Genomic DNA, 22,244 nt, shown 5'->3' with positions numbered 1-22,244 from the left:
CGCCTCAGAACATGGCCCGTACCCGAGCCCCCGATCACGAATCCCAGCGCGAGCAGATCCTCGATCTCGCCGCCCAGAAGTTCGCGCAGTCGAGCTACCCGAGCACGTCGATGTCCGATCTCGCGACCGCGAGCGGCACGTCGAAGGCGCGCCTCTATCACTATTACGAGAGCAAGGAAGCGATCCTGTTCGACCTGCTCGACCGCTACACGAAGCGGCTGATGCTGATCATCGCCGAGGTCGAGGGCGCCAGCCAGCGGCGCGGCCTGACCGAGCGCGAAGCATTCGCGGAGCTGGTGCGCGCGTTCCTCGCCGAGTACGAGACGTCGCACAGCCGCCACGTCGCGCTGCTCAACGACGTGAAGTATCTCGAGGACGCGCAGCGCGAGATCATCCTCGACCGCCAGCGCGACGTGGTCGCCGCGTTCGCGCGCCAGCTCGCGCGCGCGTATCCGGACCGGATCTCGCGGGACAACCAGACGTCGGTGACGATGATGGTGTTCGGGATGATCAACTGGACGTTCACCTGGCTCAAGCCGGGCGGGCGCCTCGGCTACCGCGACTTCGCGGAGCAGGTGATCGGCATGATCGAGCACGGCCTGTCGTCGCCCGCCTGATTGCCGCAAAGCAGCATGCGTTGCGCGACGGGAACACTGCGTCAGCCGGCCGCGCATTTCATATGATGAATTTTTAAATCGTTTAAAATCAGTGATTTACAAAGATTTTTAAGCGTATTTAGAATTTCACCTCGAAAACGAGTACGGGTTTTCCCCAATCCGGAGACCTGCGGTCGGGTAGAATGCTGTTGCGTTGCACAACCCACTGTACGGTCACACATTGAGGAACCCACGATGAACACGCATACCCACGGCCATGCCGATGTCGTCGGCACCGCCGGTGCTGCGCCGGTTCTCGTCAGGGAACTGGCTTCCAAAGACCGTGAGCAGATGCTCACCCACTTTCTCGCGCTCCATGAAGAGGACCGCCTGCTGCGCTTCGGCCAGATGGTGCCCGACCACGTGCTCGAGAACTACGTCCGCACGATCGACTTCGGCCGCGACACCGTGTTCGGCGTGTTCGACCACGAACTCGAACTGATCGGCGTCGGCCACCTGGCCTACCTGCCCGCCGAAGGCGACAAGCGCACCGCCGAATTCGGCGTGTCGGTGCTCGAAAGCGCACGCGGCCGCGGCGTCGGCTCGAAGCTATTCGAGCGCGCGGCGATCCGCAGCCGCAACACGCACGTGACGATGCTGTACATGCATTGCCTGTCGCGCAACGCGACGATGATGCACATCGCGAAGAAGTCCGGGATGCGGATCGAGTATGCGTACGGCGAAGCCGACGCGTATCTGTCGCTCGCGCCCGCCGACCACTCGACGATCATCGCCGAGATGCTGCAGGAACAGGCCGCGGTGTTCGACTACGCGCTCAAGCGCCAGGCGCACCGCACGTCGAAGTTCATCGAATCGCTGATGCCCGCCGCGCTGACCGCCTGACGTCAGCCGCACCGGCGCCCGCCGCAGGCCTGCTGCCTGCGCGGCGCGCCCGGCTCCCGCGCGGATTCCGCGCAATCGCTCCCCGCTCGTTGCTTCCGCCGCCCGCCGGGCGACTCGCCGGCACGCGCTATCGCGTCGTGCGGATCGGCAGCGCCGTCGTCTCCTTGAAGCATTCGAGCGAAAAGCTCGTCTTCATGTCGATCACCGACGGGTGGTGCAGCAGCTGATCCTGCACGAAGCGCGAGAAATGCGCCATGTCCTCGACCTGCACGCGCAGCAGGTAATCCATGTCGCCCGTCATCGCGTGGCACGCGACCACTTCCGGCCACGCCTGCACCGCCGCGCGGAACAGCTCCGCATGCGTCGCGCCGGCGCGCGCCGGCGTTTCGTCCGCGCGCGCCGGCGCGAGCCCGCCGCGCTTCTCGAGCCGCACGCTGACGTACGCGAGCAGGTCGAGCCCGAGCTTCTGCGGATCCAGCAACGCGACATAGCCGGTGATCACGCCGATCTCCTCGAGCCGCCGGATGCGCCGCAGGCACGGGCTCGGCGACAGGTTCACCCGTTCGGCGATCTCCTGGTTCGACAGGCGCCCGTTCTCCTGAAGGATCGCGAGAATCCGCCGGTCGATGGCATCGAGTTCCACTTGCGCCATGTTCTGCCTCCCAAGCATGAATTCGAGACTGGAAATTGCGCCATCGTAGTTACGTGCGATCAAGTTCGCAAGTTTTCGCCCCGGCTCGCCCGCTACACTTTGTCGCACGCACTGATTCATCGCGCGCGTCGCGGCGCGCTTCGTTATTGGTATGGAACCGGGCCGGGTGCTGAAGCGCCGAGGCCGTTCGACCGCAAAGCATGAGATCCGGGCAAGCGCTGAACCGTTGGCGCGGATCGACAAAGGAGACACGGATGCAGATCCCCACCTGGGACAACCCCGTCGGCACCGACGGCTTCGAATTCATCGAATACACCGCGCCGGACCCGAAGGCGCTCGGCCAGCTGTTCGAGCGCATGGGTTTCACCGCGATCGCGCGCCATCGCCACAAGGACGTGACGGTCTACCGCCAGGGCGACATCAACTTCATCATCAACGCCGAGCCGGATTCGTTCGCGCAGCGCTTCGCGCGCCTGCACGGCCCATCGATCTGCGCGATCGCGTTCCGCGTGCAGGATGCGGCGAAGGCCTACCAGCATGCGCTCGAGCTCGGCGCGTGGGGCTTCGACAACAAGACCGGCCCGATGGAGCTGAACATCCCGGCGATCAAGGGCATCGGCGATTCGCTGATCTACTTCGTCGACCGCTGGCGCGGCAAGAACGGCGCGCAACCGGGCGCGATCGGCGACATCAGCATCTATGACGTCGACTTCGAGCCGATCCCCGGCGCGAACCCGAATCCGGTCGGCCACGGCCTCACCTACATCGACCACCTGACGCACAACGTGCATCGCGGCCGCATGCAGGAATGGGCGGAGTTCTACGAGCGCCTGTTCAACTTCCGCGAAGTGCGCTACTTCGACATCGAAGGCAAGGTGACGGGCGTGAAGTCGAAGGCGATGACGTCGCCGTGCGGCAAGATCCGCATCCCGATCAACGAGGAAGGCTCGGACACTGCCGGCCAGATCCAGGAATACCTCGACGCGTACCACGGCGAAGGCATCCAGCACATCGCGCTCGGCGCGACGGACATCTATCGCGCGGTCGACGGCCTGCGCGGCAAGGAAGTGAAGCTGCTCGACACGATCGACACGTACTACGAACTCGTCGACCGCCGCGTGCCGGACCACGGCGAACCGCTGGACGAGTTGAGGAAGCGCAAGATCCTGATCGACGGCGCGCGCGACGACCTGCTGCTTCAGATCTTCACCGAAAACCAGATCGGGCCGATCTTCTTCGAGATCATCCAGCGCAAGGGCAACCAGGGCTTCGGCGAAGGCAACTTCAAGGCGCTGTTCGAATCGATCGAACTCGACCAGATCCGCCGCGGCGTCGTGCAGGACAAGGCCTGACGGATGCGGCACCGGGCGCCCCGCGGCAGCGGGCGCCGGCCGGCTCAAAAAGAAAGGGCGGGAATCCTCGGATTCCCGCCCTTTTTGCTTCAGCGGCGCGGCCGGCTGGGCCGCGCGGCCGGATCAACGCACGTTCGCCCGCGGCGCGGCCACGCGCACGCCGCCCGACGGTTGCGCGGCGGCGTCCTGGGCCGGCGCGATCTGGCGCATCTGCGCGCCGGCCGCCGCGAGTGCGCTCGCGCCGCGCGCGTGCACCGGGCCGGTCATCGAGAAAAACGCGGCGGACACGATCAGAAAACTCTGGATATGACGTGTATTCATTGCACCTCCTGTTGAACTGCCGGAGCCTCCCCGTGCGCGCCGAAACGACGGCAGGAACGGGCACCTCCGGCAGGCCGACAAGATTAACGTCAAACGGCCCGCGATCGAGGCAGCTTTACATGCTTTTACATGATGTAACGCGTCATTCCTGCTCAGGAGCGCGCTCCGCCCGGCAATTTTGACGACGAGCGGCGGGTTTATCCCAGTGCTACGATCACTGAAAACCGGCCAATATGCCGGCCACTGCCGACGCGTCCACAAGTCGCCGAAGCGCTCGAAGTTTTGGCGATCCCAAACTGGGTGGAGGAGACACATCCATGAATGCCCCGCTAGACGCAGGCCAACGCGCATCCCTGGAAGCCGCGCTGACATCCGTCACGCTCGACGACAAATACACGCTCGAACGCGGCCGCGCGTACATGAGCGGCATTCAGGCCCTCGTGCGCCTGCCGATGCTCCAGCAGGAACGCGACCGCGCCGCCGGCCTCAACACGGCCGGCTTCATCTCCGGTTACCGCGGCTCGCCGCTCGGCGGCCTCGACCAGTCGCTGTGGAAGGCCAAGAAGCACCTGTCCGCCCACCAGATCGTTTTCCAGCCCGGCCTCAACGAAGACCTCGCCGCCACCGCCGTGTGGGGCTCGCAGCAGGTGAACCTGTTCCCCGGCGCGAAGCACGACGGCGTGTTCGGCATGTGGTACGGCAAGGGCCCCGGCGTCGACCGCACGGGCGACGTGTTCAAGCACGCGAACTCGGCCGGCTCGTCGCAGCACGGCGGCGTGCTCGTGCTCGCCGGCGACGACCACGCGGCGAAATCGTCGACGCTCGCGCACCAGTCCGAACACATCTTCAAGGCCTGCGGCCTGCCGGTGCTGTTCCCGTCCAATGTGCAGGAATATCTCGATTTCGGCCTGCACGGCTGGGCGATGAGCCGCTATTCGGGCCTGTGGGTCGCGCTGAAGTGCGTGACCGACGTGGTCGAATCGTCGGCATCGGTCGACATCGACCCGCATCGCACCGACATCGTGCTGCCGTCGGACTTCATCGTGCCCGACGGCGGCCTGAACATCCGCTGGCCCGACCCGCCGCTCGTGCAGGAAGCGCGCCTGCTCGACTACAAGTGGTACGCGGCGCTCGCATATGTGCGCGCGAACAAGCTCGACCGCATCGAGATCGATTCGCCGCATGCGCGCTTCGGCATCATGACGGGCGGCAAGGCGTACCTCGACGTGCGCCAGGCGCTGATCGACCTCGGCCTCGACGACGAAACCTGCGCGCGCATCGGCATCCGCCTGTACAAGGTCGGCTGCGTGTGGCCGCTCGAGGCGCAGGGCGCGCAGGCGTTCGCGCGCGGCCTCGACGAAATCCTCGTGGTCGAGGAAAAGCGCCAGATTCTCGAATACGCGATCAAGGAAGAGCTGTACAACTGGCCGGACGGCCAGCGGCCGCGCGTGTTCGGCAAGTTCGACGAGAAGGACGGCGCCGGCGGCGAATGGTCGGTGCCGATGGGCAACTGGCTGCTGCCCGCGCACTACGAGCTGTCGCCCGCGATCATCGCGAAGGCGATCGCGACGCGCCTCGAGAAGTTCGAGCTGCCGTCCGACGTGCGCGCGCGCATCGCTGCGCGCATCGCCGTGATCAACGCGAAGGAAACGGCGCTCGCGAAGCCGCACGTGACGACCGAGCGCAAGCCGTGGTTCTGCTCCGGCTGCCCGCACAACACGTCGACCAACGTGCCGGACGGCTCGCGCGCGATCGCGGGAATCGGCTGCCACTACATGACCGTGTGGATGGACCGCAGCACGAGCACCTTCAGCCAGATGGGCGGCGAAGGCGTGCCGTGGATCGGCCAGGCGCCGTTCACCGACGAGAAGCACGTGTTCGCGAACCTCGGCGACGGCACCTACTTCCATTCGGGCCTGCTCGCGGTGCGCGCGGCGATCTCGTCGAAGGCGAACATCACCTACAAGATCCTCTACAACGACGCGGTCGCGATGACGGGCGGCCAGCCGGTCGACGGCGTGCTGACGGTGCCGCAGATCACGCACCAGCTTGCGTCGGAAGGCGCGAAGAAGATCGTGATCGTCACCGATGAGCCGGAGAAGTACGACGACACGAAGTCGCTGCTCGCGCCGGGCGTCACGATCCATCACCGCGACCAGCTCGACGACGTGCAGCGCGAGCTGCGCGAGATCGAGGGCACGACGATCCTGATCTACGACCAGACCTGCGCGACCGAGAAGCGCCGCCGCCGCAAGCGCGGCACGTATCCGGACCCGGCAAAACGCGTCGTGATCAACGACGCGGTGTGCGAAGGCTGCGGCGACTGCTCGGTGCAGTCGAACTGCCTGTCGGTCGAGCCGCTGGAAACCGAATTCGGCACGAAGCGGCAGATCAACCAGTCGACCTGCAACAAGGACTTCTCGTGCGTGAAGGGCTTCTGCCCGAGCTTCGTCACGGTCGAGGGCGGCCAGTTGAAGAAGCCGAAGGCCGTCGCGGTCGACGGCAGCGCGCTCCCGCCGATCCCCGAACCGGCGCTGCCGGCGATCGACCGCGCGTACGGCGTGCTGGTGACGGGCGTCGGCGGCACCGGCGTCGTGACGATCGGCGCGCTGCTCGGGATGGCCGCGCACCTGGAGAACAAGGGCGTGACCGTGCTCGACGTGACCGGCCTCGCGCAGAAGGGCGGCGCGGTGATGAGCCACGTGCAGATCTCGCACGCGCCGACCGACATCCATGCGACGCGGATCGCGATGGGCGAGGCCGACCTCGTGATCGGCTGCGACGCGCTCGTCACGGCCGGCGACGAATGCACGTCGCGGATGCGGCACGACGCGACGCGCGTGGTCGTGAACAGCGCGCAGACGCCGACCGCCGATTTCATCAAGAACCCGAACTGGTCGTTCCCGGGCCTGTCGGCCGAGCAGGACATCCGCGCGGCCGCGGGCGACGCGGTCGACCTGGTCGACGCGAACCGCTTCGCGGTCGCGCTGCTCGGCGACGCGATCTACACGAACCCGTTCGTGCTCGGCTACGCGTGGCAGAAGGGCTGGCTGCCGCTCACGCTCGCGTCGCTCGAACGCGCGATCGAGCTGAACGCCGTGCAGGTCGACAAGAACCGCGCGGCATTCGACTGGGGCCGCCGCGCCGCGCACGATCTCGCGAGCGTGCAGCAGGCCGCGGCCGGCGACGCGCGCAACGCGCAGGCCGGCGCGACGGTGATCACGCTGCACACGAAGAAATCCGTCGATGCGCTGATCGCGAAGCGGGTGGACTTCCTTACCGCGTACCAGGACGCGGCCTATGCGGCCCGCTACGCGGCGTTCGTCGACAAGGTGCGCGCAGCCGAGCGCGCGCTGGCCGACGGCGACGCCGCGCAGGAGCCGCTGACCGAGGCGGTTGCGCGCAGCCTGTTCAAGCTGATGGCGTACAAGGACGAATACGAGGTCGCGCGGCTGCAGTCCGATCCGGCGTTCCTCGCGCGGCTGTCCGCGCAGTTCGAAGGCGACTGGAAGCTGAAATTCCACCTCGCGCCGCCGCTGTTCGCGAAGAAGGACGCGCACGGCCATCTGGTGAAGAAGGCGTACGGCCCGTGGATGATGTCCGCGTTCCGGATGCTCGCGAAGCTGAAGTTCCTGCGCGGCACCGGCCTCGATCCGTTCGGCCGCACCGACGAGCGCCGCACCGAGCGCGCGCTGATCGGCGAGTACGAGGCGCTGGTCGACGAGCTGGTCGGCAGGCTGAACGCCGCGAACCGCCCGCTCGCGCTCGAGCTGGCGGCGCTGCCGGACGGCATCCGCGGCTACGGCCACGTGAAGGAGAACAACCTGCGCGCGGTGCGCCAGAAGTGGAACACGCTGCTCGCGCAGTGGCGTTCGCCGGCGGGCAGCCAGAACCATCAGCAGGTGGCCTGAGCGGGCCCGCGCCGGCCGCCGCGATCTGCGGCGCGCCATGAAAAAACGCCACGGAACCGAGGCTCCGTGGCGTTTTTCTTGGTGCCGCGCGCAAGGCGCGGCGCGAACGCTCGCGCGAATTTACTTCGTGTTGACGTTTGCCGCGGCCACCGCCGTCATGTTGATGATCCGGCGCACGGTCGCGGCCGGCGTCAGGATGTGGACCGGCTTCGCCGCGCCGAGCAGGAACGGGCCGACCGTCACGCCTTCGCCGCCGACCATCTTCAGCAGGTTGTACGCGATGTTCGCCGCTTCCACGTTCGGCATGATCAGCAGGTTCGCTTCGCCCGTCAGCGTCGTGCCCGGGAACGCGGCCTTGCGGATCGCTTCGGACAGCGCCGCGTCGCCGTGCATTTCGCCGTCGACTTCCAGGTGCGGCGCGCGTTCGACGATCAGCTTGCGGGCTTCGCCCATCCGGCGCGACGTCGCCGACGGCGCGCTGCCGAAGTTCGAGTTCGACAGCAGCGCGGCCTTCGGCGTGATGCCGAAGCGCTCGATCTCGGCCGCGGCCTGGATCGTCATGTCGGCGAGCTGCTCGGCGCTCGGCTGCTCGTTCACGTAGGTATCGCACAGGAACAGGTTGCGGCCCGGCAGCATCAGCAGGTTCATCGCCGCGTAATGCTCGGCGCCCTTCGCGCGGCCCAGCACCTGCTCGATGAACTTCAGGTGGCTGTGGTACGTGTCGATCATCCCGCAGATCATGCCGTCCGCGTCGCCCAGGTGGACGAGCATCGCGCCGATCAGCGTGTTGAACTTGCGCAGCGCGGCCTTCGCGACTTCCGGCGTCACGCCGTCGCGCGCGCCGATCTCGTGGTACGCCTGCCAGTAGCGGTGATAGCGGGTGTCGTCTTCCGGATTGACGATCTCGAAATCGACGCCGGCCTTCAGCTTCGAGCCGATCTTCTGCAAGCGCATCTCGACGACCGACGGGCGGCCGACGATGACCGGCTTCGCGATCTTTTCCTGCAGCACGAACTGCGCGGCGCGCAGCACGCGCTCGTCCTCGCCCTCGGCGAACACGATGCGGGCCTGCTGCTTCTTCGCGGTCGCGAAAACCGGGCGCATCACCATGCCGGTGCGGTAGACGGTCGCGCCGAGCTGCTCGCGGTATGCGTCCATGTCCTGGATCGGGCGGGTCGCGACGCCCGAATCCATCGCGGCCTGCGCGACGGCCGGCGCGATCTTGATGATCAGGCGCGGGTCGAACGGCTTCGGGATCAGGTATTCCGGGCCGAACTCGAGCGAATGGCCTTCATACGCCTTCGCGACTTCCTCGCTCTGGTCGGTTTCCTGGGCCAGCTCGGCGATCGCGCGCACGCACGCGAGCTTCATCTCTTCCGTGATCGTCGTCGCGCCGACGTCGAGCGCGCCGCGGAAGATGAACGGGAAGCACAGCACGTTGTTGACCTGGTTCGGGTAGTCCGAACGGCCGGTCGCAATGATCACGTCCGAGCGCGCGGCCTTCGCGTCTTCCGGGCGGATTTCCGGTTCCGGGTTCGCGAGCGCGAGGATCAGCGGACGGCTGCCCATCGCCTTGACCATGTCCTGCTTCAGCACGCCGGCGCTCGAGCAGCCGAGGAACACGTCGGCGCCGACGATTGCATCGCCGAGCGTGCGCGCGTCGGTCGTCACCGCGTAGCGCTGCTTCGACGGATCGAGGCTGCCGCGGCCTTCGTAGATCACGCCCTTCGAATCGCACACGAGCACGTTCGCCTTGTTCAGGCCGAGCTTCACGAGCAGGTCCAGGCACGCGATCGCCGCGGCGCCCGCGCCCGAGCAGACGAGCTTCACTTCGTCGAGCTTCTTGCCGACCACCTTCAGGCCGTTCAGGATCGCGGCCGACGCGATGATCGCGGTGCCGTGCTGGTCGTCGTGGAAGACCGGGATCTTCATGCGCTCGCGCAGCTTCTGCTCGATGTAGAAGCACTCCGGCGCCTTGATGTCCTCGAGGTTGATGCCGCCGAGCGTCGGCTCGAGCATTGCGATCGCTTCGACGAGCTTGTCCGGATCGGATTCCGACAGCTCGATGTCGAACACGTCGATGCCCGCGAACTTCTTGAACAGGCAGCCCTTGCCTTCCATCACCGGCTTCGCGGCGAGCGGGCCGATGTTGCCGAGGCCGAGCACCGCGGTGCCGTTCGTGATGACGCCGACGAGGTTGCCGCGCGACGTGTACTTCTGCGCGTCGAGCGGATCGGCATGGATCGCCTCGCACGCGGCCGCGACGCCCGGCGAATACGCGAGCGACAGATCGAGCTGGTTCGACAGCGGCTTGGTCGGCGTGACCGAAATCTTGCCGGGTTTCGGGTTCAGGTGATAGGCGAGAGCGGCCTGCTTCAGTTGTTCGTCCATGATTGACCTGCGAGAGACTTGCGAAATTGTGACTGTTCAGTACACAGCACCTGGAGCCGCGTGTGCGTGGATCGAGGGGATGGTCGATTGCTGCGACGGCCGCGGCGCACCGGATGGGCACGCCCGCGAACCTTGGCGGGTGGCAAGAGGAAAGTACAAAGTACTGAACGATTTCTAATGGGTCGCCTAGTGTACACCCCGCGCATGACGAACGTTGCTGCGGCGCCGCATCGCGGGCATCGGCGCCCCATCGATCGCGCCCCGTTTTTTTCACCCGTGGCGCGCGGTGCGGCGCCCGTCGAAATCCAGCCCGAATCGGGTAAAATAGCGGGCTACGCGCGCAGCAATGCGATCGGCCCCCCGGTCGCGCCCCGGCCCTCGCGGGCGGGCTCACCTTGCTGCGCCGCCGGGCCCGCGCCCGCTCCTCGCTCATCACCCAAGGAATGCCCATGACAGGCTACGATCGTCAGTCGATCTCGGATACGACCGCCAAAATCCTGCTCGAAGTGCAAGCGGTGCACTTCAACGCCGAAAAACCGTTCATCTTCACGTCCGGCTGGGCAAGCCCCGTCTATATCGACTGCCGCAAGCTGATCTCGTATCCGCGCGTGCGCCGCGCGCTGATGGAAATGGCGGAAACGACGATCATGCGCGACGTCGGCTTCGAGCAGATCGACGCGGTGGCGGGCGGCGAGACGGCCGGCATCCCGTTCGCGGCATGGCTCGCGGATCGCATGATGGTGCCGATGCAGTACGTGCGCAAGAAGCCGAAGGGTTTCGGCCGCAACGCGCAGATCGAGGGCCACCTGGAAGAAGGCTCGCGCGTGCTGCTCGTGGAAGACCTGACGACCGACAGCCGCAGCAAGATCAACTTCGTCAACGCGCTGCGCACGGCCGGCGCGACGGTGAACCACTGCTTCGTGCTGTTCCACTACAACATCTTCAAGGAAAGCGTGTCGGTCCTGAAGGACATCGACGTCGACCTGCACGCGCTCGCGACGTGGTGGGACGTGCTGCGCGTCGCGAAGGCGTCGGGCTACTTCGAGACGAAGACGCTCGACGAAGTCGAGAAATTCCTGCACGCGCCGGCCGAGTGGTCGGCCGCGCACGGCGGCGCGACGGGCGCCCAGGAGTAAGGCCCCGTGCCGGCGGATACGCCGGCGCCGCAGCGGCCCAAGCCGCTCGCCTCACGGCGGGCGGCTTTTTTTTCGTCCGCGCGGGAATCGTCGACGATTGCCCGTCATTGCATGCGTCGCTCATCGAACCCTAATGCTAGACTTGCTCCATCGCCGCAACCGCCTTCGCGACAACAACGATGCCGGGCTCGTCGGTCCGGCCCACGTGACGGGAGAAGCGCCATATGCGTGTGGGTCGACAGATCGCTCCGCCTGCGTCATCGAACGGCCCTTCCCCGCTCGCCCTCGTCCTTCTCTGCGCCGCCGGCTTCGCCTGCATGCCGCCGGCCCATGCCGATTCCGCCTTCATCGTCACGAGCGACGACCTGTCGCCGGGCGGCCGCGTCGGCGCCGCGCAGGTGTTCGATCGCGGCGACTGCAAGGGCGCGAACCGCTCGCCGCAGCTGTCGTGGCGCAATCCGCCGCCCGGCACGCGCGGCTACGCGATCACGATGTTCGACCCCGACGCGCCCGGCCACGGCTGGTGGCACTGGGCGGTCGCGAGCCTGCCGGCCAGCGTGACGAGCGTGCCCGCCGATGCGAGCGCGTCGGGCCTGATGCGACGCATCGGCGCGAGCGAGGCGCGCAACGACTTCGGCATCGACGGCTACGGCGGCCCGTGCCCGCCGCCCGGCAAGCCGCACCGCTACGTGATCACCGTCTATGCGCTGAAGAGCACCGACCTGCGCGTCGCGCAGGGCCGCCCCGCGCCGATGTTCGAGCACGAGATCGGCACGCAGGCGCTCGGCTCCGCGCGGATCGTCGTCCACTACGGCCAGTAAGGCCGCACCCCCGCCGCGCAGCGATTGCCGACGCGCGCGACATGCTGTTGTGCGCCCGCGCATGCAATTCCGACATTTGGCGTTGCTAGACTCGCCGTGACCGATCGCTGCGCATCGCGAACACCGCGCCGCGCATCGGCGCCCGACATCGCGGGCCGACGCGCCCGCGCCCTCGCGTCTTTCCGGAGAACCTTCATGTCGAACATCGTCATCGTCTATCACAGCGGCTACGGCCACACGAAGAAGCTGGCCGAGGCCGTCCACGCCGGCGCGCAGGACACCGGCGCGCAGGTGCGACTCGTCGCCGTCGGCGACCTCGACGACGCAGGCTGGGCCGCGCTCGACGCGGCCGATGCGATCGTGTTCGGCGCGCCGACCTACATGGGCGGCCCGTCCGCGCAGTTCAAGACGTTCGCCGACGCGACGTCGAAAGCGTGGTTCACGCAGAAATGGAAGGACAAGATCGCCGCGGGTTTCACGAACTCCGCGACGATGAACGGCGACAAGTTCTCGACGATTCAATATTTCGTCACGCTGGCGATGCAGCACGGGATGGTGTGGGTCGGCACGGGCCTGATGCCCGCCAACTCGAAGGCGGCCACGCGCAACGACATCAACTTCGTCGGCGGCTTCACCGGCCTGCTCGCGCAATCGCCGTCGGACGCATCGCCCGACGAGGCGCCGCTGCCCGGCGACCTCGACACCGCGAAGGCATTCGGCCGGCGCGTCGCCGAGGCGACCGCGCGCTGGATCGCGGGCGGCCGCTGAACGCATCGCCCCGATAAAGGGACACAAGACGGCCCGCGGGCCGTCTTTTTTTCGCCCCGTGCGCTGCAGGGCCGCCGCATGACGTCTTAAAATGGCGGTTTTCCGGCGTGCGAGCGCCACGGCCCCGTTTCAGTGAGAGCGAAATGAGCACCAAAGTCTTTGTCGACGGCCAGGAAGGCACGACCGGCCTCAAGATCTTCGAATACCTGTCGGCACGCAGCGACATCGAAATCCTGCGCATCGACGAAGCCAGGCGCAAGGACGTCGACGAGCGCCGCCGCCTGATCAACGCGTCGGACGTCACGTTCCTGTGCCTGCCCGACGTGGCGTCGCGCGAATCGGCGTCGCTCGTCGAGAACCCGAACACCACGCTGATCGACGCGAGCACGGCATTCCGCACGAGCGCGGACTGGGCGTACGGCCTGCCCGAGCTGACCCGCGCGCAGCGCGAGAAGATTCGCACGTCGAAGCGCATCGCGGTGCCCGGCTGCCATGCGTCGGCCTTCGTGCTCGCGATGCGTCCGCTCGTCGATGCCGGCGTGGTCGCGCCCACCTTCGCCGCGCACAGCTACTCGATCACCGGCTACAGCGGCGGCGGCAAGTCGATGATCGCCGACTACGAGAACCCCGCGCTGGCCGCCAAGCTCGCGAGCCCGCGCCCGTACGCACTCGGCCTCACGCACAAGCACCTGCCGGAAATGGCCGCGCATACGGGCCTCGCGAACGCGCCGCTCTTCACGCCGATCGTCGGCCCCTTCCTGAAGGGCCTCGCGGTGACGACCTACTTCACGCCCGGGCAGCTCGCGAAGCGCGCGACGCCGCAGGACGTGCAGCGCATCTTCGCGGAGTACTACGCGGATGAGGCGTTCGTGCGCGTCGCGCCGTTCAACGCCGACGACAACCTCGACGCCGGCTTCTTCGACGTGCAGGCGAACAACGACACGAACCGCGTCGACCTGTTCGTGTTCGGCAACGAAGAGCGCTTCGTCACCGTCGCGCGCCTCGACAACCTCGGCAAGGGCGCGTCGGGCGCCGCGATCCAGTGCATGAACCTCAACATCGGCGTGGCGGAAGACACGGGCCTCAAGCGCTGACCATCCTCGCATGCGATGCAAAGCCGGCCGCTGGCCGGCTTTTTATTTATCTTGAATTGGCATTAAGCGGTAATTCGCGCCCGGATTTACAATTATTTACAAGCTTTCCGTTGCGCAATATTCTTTCAATTAACTTTACCCGCCTTTATCCAGTCAATCCCGAATAGGGATAAACCGGATATCCCCGCTTTAAACACTGCCGTTATAGGAAAAGGCCGCAAACCTTTTTCCGTGGGCCGTCTCGCAGCCGCTCCACGGCCGTTCTTCAGCACGCCTGCCGTTTTAATTCTTACTGAACACCCATCCCTGCAAGGGTTAATTCAACGCCCGCCGTTTCAATCGTCTTTTTTAGACGAGTTCATCAATTGACATCGAAAATACGTGCAGCGACATTAACTCGCACAATTAAACGATTGGAGACAGCGGCATGTCGCACGCCTTATCGAAGGGGGTGGCAACGGCCTTTGCCATTGCCCCTTTCCTGGTTGCATGTGGTGGGGGAGATTCCGGCGCGCCCGGCCCGATCGAAGCGCCCCAATGTTCCGGTTCGAGCTGCGGCACGCAAGGGCCGCCACCGTCGGTGCCCGTCAACGGTGCGCTGTGCCCGGCCAACGCCGACATCGTGAAAAGCACGTATCTCGGCGGCGCGGGTAGCGGCGAGATCGTCAGCGTCAACATCGACGCGGTCGCGATGACCTACACGCTCAAGTGGCTCGAATCGCCGATCCCGCTGAAGACCGGCACCGTCACGCCCACGCGCGTCGGCACGACGATCGCCGGCAAGGTCATCCACCCGCCGGCCGGCACGCTGCCGACCGCCGAGCAGACCCGCTGCGCGTTCGTCCTCACGCCCGGCTCCGGCACGGCCGGCGACGACTCGACCTATTCGACGGCCGCCGACTTCAACCAGGCGAACCCGCCGATGCTGCTGGTCGGCATGGGCGTCGCGGGCGGCGGCATTCCGGGGGCGACGGTGCAGTACGACGGCCTCACGATCATCCCCGGCGTCCTGCAGAACATCGGCCAGGTGCCGAACCGCCACTTCGACTTCTACCCGTTCCTCGGCTTCGCGAACACGACGACGGACCTCTCGACGCTGCCGGGCACCTACAACGCGCTGATCTATCACCTCGTGCCGTCGTCGAACTACGCGACGAAGGGCTCGAACTCGAGCGAGACGTTCGACGCGAACGGCGCGTGCACGTCGACGGGCGCGGGCGGCTGCCAGACGACCGGCGACCCGTGGCAGGCGAACGCGACGGGCGGCTACTTCAACAGCGCGAAGGCGCCGCAGACGCTGCCGCAGACGAGCCTGCCGCTGGTCGGCCAGACCGGCAAGTCGGCGAGCGCGCACATGGTGATCGGCCAGCTCAACGGCGCGACGGTTCCGGTGATCGTGCGCACCGGCAACGTGAACCTCGGCACGCCGCCGCTGCACGCCGACGCGAAGGTCGACGACGAATCGGGCATCGCGGTGCTCGGCTCGGCGACGGCGCTCACGTCCGGCGCGATCGACGGCGGCTACGCGGGCGCGGATTCGAACTTCAAGTACACGGCCGCGCTGATCCGCGGCGGCAACGGCACGTTCGTGAACCCGACCACGCAGGGCGCGGAAGACGGCTTCACGCTGGACTACGGGCAAGCGACGCCGGGCCTGCTGAACCTGAAGACGTCTCCGCCGAGCGGCGCGAAGTACACGTCGGCTTCGGGCCTGCTGATCGCGACGGGCGGGCTGTACGCGGCGCTCGTGCAGGGCACGGTGAACGGCGGCGTCGAGCAATCGTCGGCCAATTCGAGCACGTCGTCGGCGCCGTATTTCGGCGTGGGCGCGCAGATCAGCAAATAACCGCAACCGGCCGCGGCACGCGGCCACGCCGCGGCGGCGCAAGCCGCCGCATCCCCACGGAAGGCGCCCGGCACGGCGCCGGCAGCACCGCACACCAGCAAGAAGCGGCCGACAGGGAGCCGGCCGCCACACACAACAAATCCTGGAGGAGCAACATGAAGCGCAACCTCATTCTGGCCGCGGCCTTTGCCGCGCCCCTTCTTTCGGCCTGCGGCGGCGCCGACAATCCCCCGCCGCTCGTCGAGGACCGGCTCTGCCCCGCGACGCTCGACTACACCACCGTCTACACCGGCGGCGCGGGCAGCGGCGAGCTCGTCAAGCTGCAGCTCGACACGGCCAAGATGATCTGGCAGGTCACCTACGTGGAATCGCCGGTGCCGCGCACCACCGGCACCGTCATGCCGACGCGCGCCGGCACCGTCGACAGCGGCACGCTCACGCAGGAAACGCTGCTGCCGACCAACAAGCTCAACCAGTGCGCGTTCCGCCTGAACGGCGCGAGCCTCGACGCGTCGCGCCCGGCGCGCATCTTCGTCGGCTACGGCGTTGCGGGCGGCACGATTCCCGGCAAGGAAATCCAGTTCGGCGGCGTGCTCGGCCAGGCCGCGGTGCCCGACACCAAGTTCCCGTACTACCCGTTCATCGGTTTCTCGGCGATCGAGACCAACCTCGCGAACGTCGCCGGCACGTACAGCCACGTCGGCTTCGGCGAGGTGCCGTCGCAGAACTTCGCGCCGGCGTCGATCGACGCGAAGGTGACGATCAACGCGGACGGCACGTGGACCAAGTGCGACACGACCGGCCAGTTCGCGGGCAGCTGCCGCCAGCCGGGCACGAACCTCGCGCAGTCGGCGGACGGCAGCGGCGCGTTCCAGACCAACAACTACCAGAGCCAGCTGAAGCCGACGCTGTCGACGCTGCCGCAGGGCAAGGGCTTCATGATCGTCGGCAAGCTGCGCAACCAGCTGGTGCCGATCCTCGTGCGCACCGGCGTCGCGAACCCGAACCCGACGCCCGACGCCAACGGCGTGCCGGGCCTCACCGCCGACGACGAATCGAGCATCTCGATCCTCGCGCCGCAGGCGGCGATCACGGTCGGCTCGCAGAACGGCGAGTACATCGGCGTCGACAGCGCGTTCAACTACCGCACCACCGCGCTGATCAACAACCAGGCAACGCTGCTCGATCCGTTCCAGCCGTCGCAGGCGTCGCTCGCGACCCCGCTCGACCTCGACTACACGCAGAAGGTGCCGGGCACGGTCACGACGGTCCACTCGGGCGCGGGCAGCACGACGCCGACCGGCAAGTTCATCTTCACGGGCGGGGTGTTCGGCTTCCTCGACAACGCGGGATCGACGCCGTATTTCACGATCGGCGCATTCGTCCAGTAAGCGGCCACGGAGACGGCAATGAGGAAAAAGATGCTCTCCTGCGCGGCGGCCGGCGCCGCCGCGCTGGCACCCTTCGCGGCGCATGCGCAAAGCGCGGGCAGCAACGTCGTCACGCTCGGCTGGTTCCACATCATGCCGCAGCAGAGCAGCACGCCGATGACGACCAACGTCGCGCCGACGCCGATCAACACGCCGCTGCGCCTGCCGCCGTCGTTCACGTCGCCGGGCACCGGGCTGCGCACGAGCGGCGCGGACACCGTCGGCCTGACGGTCAGCCACTTCCTGACCGACCATATCGCGGTCACGTCGGTGGCGGGCGTGCCGCCGGTGTTCAAGGTGTCGGGCCGAGGCACGATCCAGCCGCCGGGCCCCGCCGGCGCGCTCGGCACGCAGAACATCGGGCTCGGCTCGGTCAACCCGATCGTGAAGAGCGTGCGGCAGTGGAGCCCGGCCGTGATCCTGCAGTACTACTTCGCGCAGGCGAACGCGCGGATCCGGCCGTTCCTCGGCCTCGGCGTGTCGTACAACTGGTTCAGCGACCTGCAGCTCAACCCGAACTTCGTGAAGCAGACGCAGGACAACCTCGGCGCGATCCTGGCCGCGGGCGCGGGCAAGCCGGGGACGACATCGGTGTCGGCGAAGGCGTCGTCGTCGTGGCAGCCGGTGTTCAACGCGGGCCTGCAGTACAACATCACCGAGCATTTCGGGCTCGTCGCGTCGGTGACCTACATCCCGCTGAAGACGACGTCGACGGTGACGATCAAGGCCGCCGACGGCACGACGCTCGCCGAGTCGAAATCGGACCTGAAGGCGGACCCGATCATCAGCTACATCGCGATGTCGTACAAATTCTGAGAACGATGGACGAAAAAAAGCCCGCCTGAAGAGGCGGGCTGAATCCATATCAGAGGAGACATGGAGGAGACAGGTGCAACTATAGCGAATCAGTTTCCGCAACGCAACATTTCCTTAGAGAAAATCAGGACTTTCCCTCGAATGCCGGCTCTAAACCGCGTTTTCTTCTGACCCCTTCACGTTTTCCCGCTCGATCACGGCGCCCAGCGCGTCCCGCAGCAGCGCGACCGGCCGCATCAGGCGCCCCGGCAGCGCGCCGTGCACGAGCCAGACGTTGATCCGCGTTTCCAGCCCCGACGTTTGAACCACCCGCAGCGCATCCCGGTGCGCGCTGCGCGCGAGCGCGCCCGGCGACGCAATGCCGATCCCCACGCCGCGCGCGACCAGCGACAGTTGCAAATCCGACCCGAACGCCTCGACCGCGACGTCGAACGGCAGCCCGGCCGCGCCGAGCGCGCGGCTCAGCGCGGAACGCATCCCGCAGCCGTCCTGGCTCAGCACCCACGGGCAGCGCGACAGCGCATCGAGCGTCAACGGCCCGTCGGGCAGCGGGAAATCGCGCGCCGCGACGAGCACGGCCGGCTGCGTGCCGATCAGCGTGGCCGTCAGTGCGTCCGGCAAGCTCGCGCTGGCCGGCAGCATCACCGCCGCCGCGTCGAGCGTGCCCCGCTCGACGCCTTGCAGCAGCGCCGGCGACCAGCCGGCCGTCACGCGCAGCGTCAGGCGCGGGAACGCGTCGCGCAGCCGGTCGACCGGCCGCTCGAGCGCCAGCTCCGACAGGAACGGCGGCACGCCGATGCGCAGCTCGCCGGACGGTTCGCCGTCCGGCGTGCCGGCCGCCAGCAGCTCATCGACCGCACCCAGCACGTTGCGCGCGAGCGTGTAGACCTCGCGCCCGGCAGCGGTCGGCTTCAGCGGCTTGCTCTGCCGTTCGAGCAGCGGCACGCCGAGCAGGGTTTCGAGGTTCTGCACGCGGCGCGTGAGGCCCGGCTGCGTCAGATGGAGTTTCGCGGCGGCGGCCACCATCGAGCCGCTGTCCACCACCGCGACGAAGGCCTGCAGATCGCGCGTATTCAAAACAAACTCGCATAATCATGTTAGACATATTTCAATTGTCGCATAACGACCGGCCGCCTACGATGGGGACTCTTTCCTTCCCGACTGGCACACGATGACTTCTCCTGCCGCCCCCTGCCCCGCCGCGCCGTGCTCGGCCGGCGCCGCCGCGCCCGCGCTGAGCGCGGGCATGACGCTGTTCTTCGCCGCGACGGTCGGCGTGATCGTCGTCGACCTGTTCGCCGCGCAGCCGCTGACCGGCCCGATCAGCGCCGACCTGCGCCTGCCGCCGGGCCTCGCCGGCCTCGTCGCGATGCTGCCCCAGCTCGGCTACGCGGCCGGGCTCGTGCTGCTCGCCCCGCTCGTCGATCTGCTCGAGAACCGCCGGCTCATCGTGACGACGCTCGCCGTGTGCGCGGCGATGCTGGCGCTGCCGGCCGTCACGCGCTCGGGCACGGTGTTCCTGCTCGCGACGCTCATGGCCGGCGCCGCGTCGAGCGTGATCCAGATGCTGGTGCCGATGGCCGCGTCGATGGCGCCCGACGCGCAGCGCGGCCGCGCGGTCGGCAACGTGATGAGCGGGCTGATGCTCGGCATCCTGCTGTCGCGGCCGCTTGCGAGCCTGATCGCCGGATCGCTCGGCTGGCGCGCGTTCTACGGTCTCGCCGCAGCTGCGAACGCGGCGATCGCCGCGGTGCTCGCGTTCCGGCTGCCCGCGCGCCGGCCGCATGCGACGGCCGGCTATCGCGCGCTGCTCGTCTCGATGGGGCGCCTGCTGGCCGACGAGCCGGTGCTGCGGCGGCACGCGCTGACCGCCGCGCTCGCGATGGCCGCGTTCAGCGCGTTCTGGACCGCGATCGGGCTGCGGCTGGCGCAGCCGCCGTTCGGCTTCGGGCTGCACGGCATCGCGCTGTTCGCGTTCGCCGGCGCAAGCGGCGCGATCGTCACCCCGCTCGCGGGATGGGCGGGCGACCGCGGCCACGGCCCCGCCGCGCTGCGGCTCGCGCACGGCGCGATGCTGGCAGCGCTGGTCGCGATCGGCATCGCGGGCGCCGGCTGGTTCGGCTTCGATGTGCACGCGCATCGCGGCGTCGCGCTCGCGCTGCTGTCGGCCGGCGCCGCGCTGCTCGACGCGGGCGTCGTCACCGACCAGACGCTCGGCCGCCGCGCGATCAACCTGCTGAACCCGGCCGCGCGCGGGCGACTGAACGGGCTGTTCGTCGGGCTGTTCTTCGTTGGCGGCGCGCTCGGCGCGGCGCTCGCGGGCAGCGCGTGGGCCTGGGCCGGCTGGCCCGCGGTGTGCGGCGTCGCGCTCGTGTTCACCGGCGCGGCCGGCGCATTCGGCATCGCAACCGCGCGCCGCGCAGACGCTGCGACCGTGGCCGCGCCGCCCCCCGTGATGACGGGCCCACAATGAAAAATCCCTGCCCGGCGTGGCCCGCGAGGCAGGGATTCGATCGACCGGCGCGTAACGCCCCGGCGGGCGCGATGCTCAGTGCCGCACCAGCGCCATCATCGCGCCGAAGCCGACGAACATGCCGCCCGTCAGCCGGTTGAACGCCTTCGCGACGCTCTGGCTCTTCAGCGTCGCGCCGATCCGCGTGCCGAACGACGCGTAGACGAGATACCAGCTCACCTCGATCACCGCGAACGTGACGACCAGGATGCCGAACTGCGGCAGCGTCGGCTCGGACGCGTTGATGAACTGCGGCAGCAGCGCGGCCGCGAACAGGATCGCCTTCGGGTTGCTGCCCGCGACCAGGAAGCCGCCGCGGAACAGCGCCCAGCGCGACGCCGGCGCGGCCTGCCGCTGCAGCGCGCCGACGTCGGCGGCCGGCGCCGCATCGTCGACCCGCGCGCGCCACGCCTTCACGCCGAGGTAGATCAGGTAGGCCGCGCCGGCGTAGCGCAGCGCGTTGAACATCGCCGGCCACGCCTCGAGGAACACGCCGAGGCCAGCCGCCGACACCGACAGCATCAGCACCAGCGCGCTCAGGCAGCCGGCCATCGTCGCCGACGAGCGCCGCAGCCCGTGGCGCGCGCCGTGCGTCATCACGAGCAGCATGTTCGGGCCCGGAATCGCCGACACGACGAACACCGTCGCCACGAAAAGCCACCAGGTATGCAAATTCATAGCTGCCTCTGCCTCTGCGTAAAGGAACATGAAAGGTCGATTATGCAACCGGCGGCACGCGTTTGTCGCGCGCCGCCGGCCCCGGTGCGCATCAGCGGCCCGCGCGCCGCGACGCCACCTCGCCGAGCACCGCGAAGTCCAGCTCGCCGCCGCCGTGCGCGAGCGCGTCGAGCAGGTTGTCGCGCACGAGGCTCGCGACCGGCAGCGGCACCGACGCCGCGTCGCCCGCCTCCAGCGCGAGCCGGACGTCCTTCAGGCCGAGGCGCGCCTTGAAGCGCGCAGGCTCGTAGCGCCGCTCGGCGATCATCGCGCCGTAGCCTTCGTATACGGGCCCCGGGAACACGCTGCTGGTGATCACGTCGAGGAAATCGCGCATCGCGACGCCGTGGCCGGCAAGCAGTGCGGACGCCTCGCCGAGCGTCTCGATCGCCGACGCGAGCGTGAAATTCGCGGCCAGCTTCGCGACGTTCGCATGCTGCGGCAGCGAGCCGAATCGCCAGGTCTTCTGGCCGATCGCATCGAACACCGGCTGCATCCGGTCGATCGCTTCGGCCGGGCCGGCCGCCATGATCGTCAGGCGCGCCGCCGCCGCGACGTCCGGCCGCCCCATCACCGGCGCCGCAATGTAATCGAGGCCGCGCGACGCGTGCGATTCGGCGAGCGATTCGGCGAGCGCGACGGAGATCGTCGCCATGTTCACGTGGATCAGCCCGCGCGGCGCCTGCGCAAGCAGCGCGTCGTCGAAAATCGCGCGCGCGGCGGCATCGTCCGCGAGCATCGAGAACACGGCGTCGCCGCGGAACGCGTCGGCCGGCGTGTCGACGGCCTGCGCGCCGAGCGCGACGAGCGGCGCGGTGCGCTCGTGCGAACGGTTCCAGACCTTCACCTGATGCCCCGCCTTCAGCAGGTTCGCGGCGATCGCCAGCCCCATTTCGCCCAGCCCGATAAATCCGAGATCCATCGCTTGCTCCTTGACAGTGGAAGTCGCGAGTTAACCACAGCCGCGTGCGACGTGCA

The 22,244-nt window shown here is 67.9% G+C and carries 18 protein-coding genes; 12 read left to right on the top strand and 6 right to left on the bottom strand.

The genetic code is table 11. The features are described 5' to 3' along the window. The first annotated feature begins 11 nt into the window (after window positions 1-11). Together HWY45_RS15885 and HWY45_RS15880 are read left to right on the top strand one after the other, a co-directional pair. Window positions 12-617 (top strand): TetR/AcrR family transcriptional regulator, encoded by a 606-nt coding sequence (locus tag HWY45_RS15885; protein ID WP_059564000.1) that lies wholly within the window; start codon window positions 12-14, stop codon window positions 615-617. A 234-nt stretch (window positions 618-851) separates the two neighbouring features. Then, window positions 852-1,499 carry a GNAT family N-acetyltransferase gene (locus HWY45_RS15880; protein WP_059563999.1) on the top strand — a complete coding sequence of 216 codons (648 nt, stop codon included), beginning with the start codon at window positions 852-854 and terminating at the stop codon, window positions 1,497-1,499. A 127-nt stretch (window positions 1,500-1,626) separates the two neighbouring features. On the opposite strand, the gene HWY45_RS15875 is transcribed toward HWY45_RS15880, so the two are convergent. Next, window positions 1,627-2,151 (bottom strand): Lrp/AsnC family transcriptional regulator, encoded by a 525-nt coding sequence (locus tag HWY45_RS15875; RefSeq protein WP_059563998.1) that lies wholly within the window; start codon window positions 2,149-2,151, stop codon window positions 1,627-1,629. Between the two features lie 254 nt (window positions 2,152-2,405). On the opposite strand from HWY45_RS15875, the gene hppD reads away from it, so the two are divergent. Continuing rightward, window positions 2,406-3,503, top strand: a complete 1,098-nt coding sequence (gene hppD / locus HWY45_RS15870; RefSeq protein WP_017334972.1) for a 4-hydroxyphenylpyruvate dioxygenase — start codon at window positions 2,406-2,408, stop codon at window positions 3,501-3,503. Window positions 3,504-3,626: 123 nt separating this feature from the next. Here the strand turns inward: hppD and HWY45_RS15865 are convergent, their stop codons facing one another. Continuing rightward, on the bottom strand, window positions 3,627-3,824 hold the full coding sequence (locus tag HWY45_RS15865) for a hypothetical protein (RefSeq protein ID WP_059882093.1): 198 nt from the start codon (window positions 3,822-3,824) through the stop codon (window positions 3,627-3,629). Window positions 3,825-4,141: 317 nt separating this feature from the next. Between HWY45_RS15865 and HWY45_RS15860 the strand changes: the two genes are divergently transcribed. Next, window positions 4,142-7,735, top strand: a complete 3,594-nt coding sequence (locus HWY45_RS15860) for an indolepyruvate ferredoxin oxidoreductase family protein (protein ID WP_059882095.1) — start codon at window positions 4,142-4,144, stop codon at window positions 7,733-7,735. A 120-nt stretch (window positions 7,736-7,855) separates the two neighbouring features. Here the strand turns inward: HWY45_RS15860 and HWY45_RS15855 are convergent, their stop codons facing one another. After that, window positions 7,856-10,126 (bottom strand): NADP-dependent malic enzyme, encoded by a 2,271-nt coding sequence (locus tag HWY45_RS15855; RefSeq protein WP_059882097.1) that lies wholly within the window; start codon window positions 10,124-10,126, stop codon window positions 7,856-7,858. A 449-nt stretch (window positions 10,127-10,575) separates the two neighbouring features. On the opposite strand from HWY45_RS15855, the gene HWY45_RS15850 reads away from it, so the two are divergent. The 7 genes from HWY45_RS15850 (at window position 10,576) to HWY45_RS15820 (ending at window position 18,037) form a co-directional block, all read left to right on the top strand. Continuing rightward, window positions 10,576-11,262 carry an orotate phosphoribosyltransferase gene (locus HWY45_RS15850; protein WP_017334968.1) on the top strand — a complete coding sequence of 229 codons (687 nt, stop codon included), beginning with the start codon at window positions 10,576-10,578 and terminating at the stop codon, window positions 11,260-11,262. A gap of 224 nt (window positions 11,263-11,486) precedes the next feature. Continuing rightward, window positions 11,487-12,083, top strand: a complete 597-nt coding sequence (locus HWY45_RS15845) for a YbhB/YbcL family Raf kinase inhibitor-like protein (RefSeq protein WP_059563994.1) — start codon at window positions 11,487-11,489, stop codon at window positions 12,081-12,083. Between the two features lie 195 nt (window positions 12,084-12,278). Continuing rightward, entirely contained in the window at window positions 12,279-12,851 is a 573-nt protein-coding gene (locus HWY45_RS15840; protein WP_059563993.1) for a flavodoxin family protein, read from the top strand. 143 nt (window positions 12,852-12,994) lie between these two features. Then, window positions 12,995-13,945, top strand: coding sequence for an N-acetyl-gamma-glutamyl-phosphate reductase (argC, locus tag HWY45_RS15835; RefSeq protein ID WP_059563992.1), 951 nt, complete (start codon window positions 12,995-12,997; stop codon window positions 13,943-13,945). A gap of 427 nt (window positions 13,946-14,372) precedes the next feature. Next, complete coding sequence (locus tag HWY45_RS15830; RefSeq protein ID WP_059882098.1) at window positions 14,373-15,791, top strand: DUF2957 domain-containing protein; 1,419 nt, start codon at window positions 14,373-14,375, stop codon at window positions 15,789-15,791. A gap of 155 nt (window positions 15,792-15,946) precedes the next feature. Continuing rightward, complete coding sequence (locus HWY45_RS15825) at window positions 15,947-17,182, top strand: DUF2957 domain-containing protein (RefSeq protein ID WP_059882100.1); 1,236 nt, start codon at window positions 15,947-15,949, stop codon at window positions 17,180-17,182. An 18-nt stretch (window positions 17,183-17,200) separates the two neighbouring features. After that, on the top strand, window positions 17,201-18,037 hold the full coding sequence (locus HWY45_RS15820; protein ID WP_059563989.1) for an OmpW/AlkL family protein: 837 nt from the start codon (window positions 17,201-17,203) through the stop codon (window positions 18,035-18,037). Between the two features lie 150 nt (window positions 18,038-18,187). On the opposite strand, the gene HWY45_RS15815 is transcribed toward HWY45_RS15820, so the two are convergent. Beyond that, on the bottom strand, window positions 18,188-19,114 hold the full coding sequence (locus HWY45_RS15815) for a LysR family transcriptional regulator (RefSeq protein WP_059882102.1): 927 nt from the start codon (window positions 19,112-19,114) through the stop codon (window positions 18,188-18,190). Window positions 19,115-19,208: 94 nt separating this feature from the next. Here HWY45_RS15815 and HWY45_RS15810 point away from each other — a divergent pair, with 94 nt between their 5' ends. Beyond that, window positions 19,209-20,510 (top strand): MFS transporter, encoded by a 1,302-nt coding sequence (locus HWY45_RS15810; protein WP_059882104.1) that lies wholly within the window; start codon window positions 19,209-19,211, stop codon window positions 20,508-20,510. A 75-nt stretch (window positions 20,511-20,585) separates the two neighbouring features. Here HWY45_RS15810 and HWY45_RS15805 read toward each other — a convergent pair whose 3' ends face one another. Continuing rightward, window positions 20,586-21,227, bottom strand: coding sequence for a LysE family translocator (locus HWY45_RS15805; protein WP_059563986.1), 642 nt, complete (start codon window positions 21,225-21,227; stop codon window positions 20,586-20,588). A 91-nt stretch (window positions 21,228-21,318) separates the two neighbouring features. Next, window positions 21,319-22,188 carry an NAD(P)-dependent oxidoreductase gene (locus tag HWY45_RS15800; RefSeq protein ID WP_059563985.1) on the bottom strand — a complete coding sequence of 290 codons (870 nt, stop codon included), beginning with the start codon at window positions 22,186-22,188 and terminating at the stop codon, window positions 21,319-21,321. Window positions 22,189-22,244 lie beyond the last annotated feature (56 nt).

The organism is Burkholderia stagnalis (assembly GCF_902830275.1).
GTDB classification, from domain to species: Bacteria; Pseudomonadota; Gammaproteobacteria; order Burkholderiales; family Burkholderiaceae; genus Burkholderia; species Burkholderia stagnalis.
This window is presented reverse-complemented; position numbering and strand designations above follow the sequence as displayed.

Coding starts and splice junctions, on each gene's coding strand:
- argC (WP_059563992.1), top strand. CDS start 12,995: ATGAGCACCAAAGTCTTTGTCGACGGCCAGGAAGGCACGACCGGCCTC.
- HWY45_RS15840 (WP_059563993.1), top strand. CDS start 12,279: ATGTCGAACATCGTCATCGTCTATCACAGCGGCTACGGCCACACGAAG.
- HWY45_RS15865 (WP_059882093.1), bottom strand. CDS start 3,824: ATGAATACACGTCATATCCAGAGTTTTCTGATCGTGTCCGCCGCGTTT.
- HWY45_RS15820 (WP_059563989.1), top strand. CDS start 17,201: ATGAGGAAAAAGATGCTCTCCTGCGCGGCGGCCGGCGCCGCCGCGCTG.
- HWY45_RS15800 (WP_059563985.1), bottom strand. CDS start 22,188: ATGGATCTCGGATTTATCGGGCTGGGCGAAATGGGGCTGGCGATCGCC.
- HWY45_RS15810 (WP_059882104.1), top strand. CDS start 19,209: ATGACTTCTCCTGCCGCCCCCTGCCCCGCCGCGCCGTGCTCGGCCGGC.
- HWY45_RS15845 (WP_059563994.1), top strand. CDS start 11,487: ATGCGTGTGGGTCGACAGATCGCTCCGCCTGCGTCATCGAACGGCCCT.
- HWY45_RS15855 (WP_059882097.1), bottom strand. CDS start 10,126: ATGGACGAACAACTGAAGCAGGCCGCTCTCGCCTATCACCTGAACCCG.
- HWY45_RS15825 (WP_059882100.1), top strand. CDS start 15,947: ATGAAGCGCAACCTCATTCTGGCCGCGGCCTTTGCCGCGCCCCTTCTT.
- HWY45_RS15850 (WP_017334968.1), top strand. CDS start 10,576: ATGACAGGCTACGATCGTCAGTCGATCTCGGATACGACCGCCAAAATC.
- HWY45_RS15875 (WP_059563998.1), bottom strand. CDS start 2,151: ATGGCGCAAGTGGAACTCGATGCCATCGACCGGCGGATTCTCGCGATC.
- HWY45_RS15885 (WP_059564000.1), top strand. CDS start 12: ATGGCCCGTACCCGAGCCCCCGATCACGAATCCCAGCGCGAGCAGATC.
- HWY45_RS15805 (WP_059563986.1), bottom strand. CDS start 21,227: ATGAATTTGCATACCTGGTGGCTTTTCGTGGCGACGGTGTTCGTCGTG.
- HWY45_RS15830 (WP_059882098.1), top strand. CDS start 14,373: ATGTCGCACGCCTTATCGAAGGGGGTGGCAACGGCCTTTGCCATTGCC.
- HWY45_RS15860 (WP_059882095.1), top strand. CDS start 4,142: ATGAATGCCCCGCTAGACGCAGGCCAACGCGCATCCCTGGAAGCCGCG.
- HWY45_RS15880 (WP_059563999.1), top strand. CDS start 852: ATGAACACGCATACCCACGGCCATGCCGATGTCGTCGGCACCGCCGGT.
- hppD (WP_017334972.1), top strand. CDS start 2,406: ATGCAGATCCCCACCTGGGACAACCCCGTCGGCACCGACGGCTTCGAA.